Source organism: Roseateles sp. P5_B10 (assembly GCF_056400485.1).
Genome location: NZ_JBFULE010000460.1, coordinates 1 through 4,223 on the forward strand (window position 1 = coordinate 1; position 4,223 = coordinate 4,223).

The 4,223-nt window shown below is 66.2% G+C and carries 5 protein-coding genes; 1 reads left to right on the forward strand and 4 read right to left on the reverse strand.

Translation table 11 applies throughout. The features are described 5' to 3' along the window. A partial coding sequence (locus tag AC1DU6_RS21845) for an NADP-dependent isocitrate dehydrogenase (RefSeq protein WP_477859561.1) occupies positions 1 to 315 on the forward strand: 315 nt, incomplete at its 5' end. A gap of 265 nt (positions 316 to 580) precedes the next feature. Here AC1DU6_RS21845 and AC1DU6_RS21850 read toward each other — a convergent pair. The 4 genes from AC1DU6_RS21850 to hemN all read right to left on the reverse strand — a co-directional run bounded on the left by AC1DU6_RS21850 (position 581) and on the right by hemN (position 4,215). Then, complete coding sequence (locus tag AC1DU6_RS21850; protein ID WP_477859563.1) at positions 581 to 856, reverse strand: hypothetical protein; 276 nt, start codon at positions 854 to 856, stop codon at positions 581 to 583. 33 nt (positions 857 to 889) lie between these two features. Beyond that, positions 890 to 2,146 carry an NADP-dependent isocitrate dehydrogenase gene (gene icd / locus AC1DU6_RS21855; protein WP_477859565.1) on the reverse strand — a complete coding sequence of 419 codons (1,257 nt, stop codon included), beginning with the start codon at positions 2,144 to 2,146 and terminating at the stop codon, positions 890 to 892. A gap of 63 nt (positions 2,147 to 2,209) precedes the next feature. After that, entirely contained in the window at positions 2,210 to 2,830 is a 621-nt protein-coding gene (locus AC1DU6_RS21860) for an urease accessory protein UreH domain-containing protein (RefSeq protein ID WP_457324459.1), read from the reverse strand. Then, entirely contained in the window at positions 2,830 to 4,215 is a 1,386-nt protein-coding gene (hemN, locus tag AC1DU6_RS21865; RefSeq protein WP_477859567.1) for an oxygen-independent coproporphyrinogen III oxidase, read from the reverse strand. The genes AC1DU6_RS21860 and hemN overlap by 1 nt, the downstream gene beginning before the upstream one ends. Positions 4,216 to 4,223 lie beyond the last annotated feature (8 nt).

The following is a 4,223-nucleotide window of genomic DNA, read 5'->3' on the forward strand; positions in this document are numbered from 1 at the left end:
AAGTTGCTGGACAACGGCAAGGGCCCCAGCCCCAAGACCGGCGAGCTCGACAACCGCGGCAGCCACTTCTACCTGACGTTGTACTGGGCCCAGGCCCTGGCCGAGCAGACCGAGGACGCCGAACTGGCGGCCCGCTTCAAGCCGCTGGCCGAGATGCTGACCGCCAACGAGGCCAAGATCGCCGAGGAACTGAAGGCCGTCCAAGGCAAGCCGACCGACATCGGCGGCTATTTCCTGCCGGACGTTGCCAAGCTCGACAAGGTCATGCGTCCCAGCGCCACGTTCAATGCGGCGCTGCAATCGCTGGCCAGCTGATCGACTGCTGAATGAAGAAACGGGGCGCCATCGGTGCCCCGTTTTGCTTGCAACGCCTCATGACGCGTTGCGATTTCACGTTGGCGGGTATTCCGCAATGAAACAGCAAGCCCAACGACCAAAATATTTACTACAGTCTGATACCAGGCGTTTGCTCCTGCAAAGCCTTCTGACAGGCGACACGTGAAGCACCACGGGTCGCCCCAAACCCCGGCCTCCGCGCCGGGGTTTCTTTTTGTGCACCTGGCAACAAAAGCCGGCGCCCTCAATGCGGCACGGGCTTGCGAAACGGATCCGGCACAGGATTCGGCTTCAATGCGCCACGGACCCGCTCCACGGCGGCAGCGGAATCCTTGTCATCGACCGCCACGATCAGCCGCAGCCAGCTGGCCTTGTTGAGGTCCGTCTCACGACGAGTCCAACACCACACCTGTGCACCGCGCTCACCCGAACGGTCAGCCAGATACACCTCGTCGAAGTCCGCCCCCTCGTAGATGAGGAGCTGATTTTCGTCAACGTAGGTGTTGATGTAGTCCGGCATGCCCAAAGTCTAGGCGTTCGGGGCGAAACCGTGTCACTCCATCTGGTCAATCATCACCTGCCCGAACCCGGAGCACGACACCTGCGTCGCGCCGTCCATCAGGCGCGCGAAGTCGTAGGTCACCTTCTTGCTCAGGACGGCCTTTTCCATCGCGCTGATGATGAGGTCTGCGGCGGCTATCCAGCCCATGTGGCGCAGCATCATTTCGGCCGACAGGATCTCGGAGCCGGGGTTCACATAGTCCTTGCCGGCGTACTTGGGCGCCGTGCCGTGCGTGGCCTCGAACATCGCGATGGAGTCGCTCATGTTGGCGCCCGGGGCGATGCCGATGCCGCCCACCTGCGCGGCCAGTGCGTCGGAGATGTAGTCGCCGTTCAGGTTCAACGTGGCGATGACGCTGTACTCGGCCGGGCGCAGGATGATCTGCTGCAGGAAGGCGTCGGCGATGCTGTCCTTGATGGTGATGTCCTTGCCCGTCTTCGGGTTCTTGAACTTGCACCACGGGCCGCCATCGATGGGCTGGGCGCCGAACTCCTTCTGAGCCAGCGCATAGGCCCAATCTCGGAAACCGCCCTCCGTGAACTTCATGATGTTGCCCTTGTGCACGATGGTGACGCTGGGCTTGTTGTTGTCGATGGCGTACTGGATGGCCTTGCGCACCAGGCGCTCGGTGCCCTCCCGGCTGACAGGCTTGATGCCGATGCCCGAGGTGTTTGGGAAGCGGATCTTCTTGACGCCCATTTCGTCCTGCAGGAACTTGATGAGCTTCTTGGCCTTGTCGCTCTCGGCCTCGTATTCGATGCCGGCGTAGATGTCCTCCGAGTTCTCGCGGAAGATGACCATGTCGACCTTGTGCGGCTCCTTCACCGGGCTGGGCACACCGTCGAAATACTGCACGGGGCGCAGGCAGACATACAGGTCCAGCTCCTGGCGCAGGGCGACGTTCAGCGAGCGGATGCCACCGCCGACGGGCGTGGTCAGCGGCCCCTTGATGGAGACAACGTATTCCTTCACGGCCTGCAGCGTCTCTTCGGGCAGCCACACATCGGGGCCGTATACGCGAGTGCTCTTCTCGCCGGCGTAGACCTCCATCCAGTGGATCTTCTTCGCACCGCCGTAGGCCTTGGCCACCGCCGCGTCCACCACCTTGAGCATGACGGGCGTGATGTCCAGGCCGGTGCCGTCGCCTTCGATGTAGGGAATGATGGGCTGGTCGGRCACGTTCAGCGTGAAGTCGGCGTTGACGGTGATCTTCTGGCCGCCTTCAGGCACCTTGATGTGTTCGGACATGACGTGTGGGCTCCGCGCAAGAGACGAGACTAGGAAACGAAACCCGGCGAGTTTATGGCCGGCTCAGCAGGCCAGCAGGAGCCGCTGCCACACGCCGTGCACCAGCCCCCACGCCGCCCCCGCGGCCAGCATGAGTCCGGCCAGGCGCAGCGCCAGCACCTCGCCACCCGTGCCCCGTTTGAGCAGCCGCGCCCGCCACAGCGGCGCGATGACGAGGCCCGGTGTGCTGGCCAGCGCAAAGCCAGCCATCGCCGCGGCACCGCTCAAGGGCGAGCCTGACAAGCCGGCCAGCAGCAGCGCCGCATGCAGCAGCCCACAGGGCATGGCCACCCAGGCGATGCCGGTAGCGAAGGCATGGCGCGGCTGAGGGCGCCAGCCCACGGCGCCCAGCCACGCCGGCACGCGGCCACGCACCAACAGCATCAGGCCGAACAGCAGCAGCGCCGCCTGCAGCAGGGCCCAGGCCGGCTGCAGCAGCATCACACCCTGAGAGGCGCGCGCCAGCGCCTGCGCGGAGGCGGCCGCGATGGCGCCACCCGTGGCATAACCCAACAGTCGGCCGGCCAGCAACCGCATGGGCCGGTGCCCCGCGGCGAGGGCGCAAGGCGCACTGCACATGGCCGCGCAGTGCGGCATGCCTGCCAGCCCCATCAGCGTGGCGGACAGGACCAGGGCCGCATCCATCAGATGATCTTGGAGAAGCGCTCGCGGCTGGCGTCGGCCTGCAGGTAGCGGTCAAAGACCGACGCGACGGCGCGCACGAAATACCAGCCCAGCGGCGTGACCCGCAAGGCGTCGGGTTGCCGCTCGACCAGGCCCTGGTCGGCCAGCCGGGACAAGCGCTCCAGCTCCGGCGCGAAGTAGGTGGCAACGTCGACGAGATAGGACGCCGCGATGGACTCGAACTCCAGCCGGCCCTGGCACATCAGCGCCATGATGACGGCGCGGCGCAACAGGTCGTCGCGCGTCAATGCCAGGCCGCGCTGCACGGGCAGCTGGCGCTGGTTCAGCGCATCCTCATACTCGGCCAGGGTCTTGGCGTTCTGCGCATACGTTGCGCCGACGCGGCTGATGGCCGAAACGCCCAGGCCGATGAGATCGCAATCAGGCTGCGTCGAATAGCCCTGGAAGTTGCGGTGCAGCAGGCCCTGGCGCTTGGCCACGGCCAGCGGGTCGTCGGGCAGCGCGAAATGGTCCATGCCGATGTAGGCATAGCCCTCGCCCAGCAGCGCGCTGATCGCGCCTGACAGCATGGCCAGCTTGTCACCCGCCGGCGGCAGCAACTCGGCGACGATGCGGCGCTGCGGCTTGAAGCGCTGCGGCAGGTGGGCATAGGCATACATCGCGATGCGGTCGGGCCGGAGCTCGGCGACCTGGGCGATGGTGCGCGCGAAGGACGCCGGCGTCTGCAGCGGCAGGCCATAGATCAGGTCGACGCTGATGGAGGCGAAACCCAGCTCGCGCGCCCCGCGCATCAGGGCCGCGACAGAGGCCAGCGGCTGCACGCGGTGCACGGCCTTCTGCACGGCCGGGTCGAAGTCCTGCACGCCGAAGGACAGGCGGTTGAACCCGAGCCGGCGCAGGTGCGCCAGGCGCGCCAGGTCGACCGTGCGCGGGTCCACCTCAATGGACAACTCGGCGCCAGGCAGCAGCTTGAAGCGCCGGCGCAACGCATCCATCAGCACGCTCAGTTCAGTGTCCGACAGAAAGGTCGGCGAGCCACCGCCCAGATGCAGTTGCGAAACGGGCGCGTGGCCACCCAGGGCCTCGGCCACCAGGTCCATCTCCAGGTTCAACGCGGCCAGATAGGGCTGGGCGCGCTCGTGGTGCTTGGTGATGATCTTGTTGCAGGCGCAGTAGTAGCAGAGCTGCTCACAGAACGGGATGTGCACATAGACCGACAGCGGCTGGGCCGCGCCGCGCTGTGCCAGGGCCTGCAGGTGCTGGGGTGCCTGGTAGGCCTCGACGAAGCGGTCGGCCGTCGGGTAGGAGGTGTAGCGCGGGCCGGCCACGTCGTGGCGCCTGATGTTGGCGTCAAGGAGGTCGGGGTCCAGCGGTCTTTCGGTCACAGCAGCCA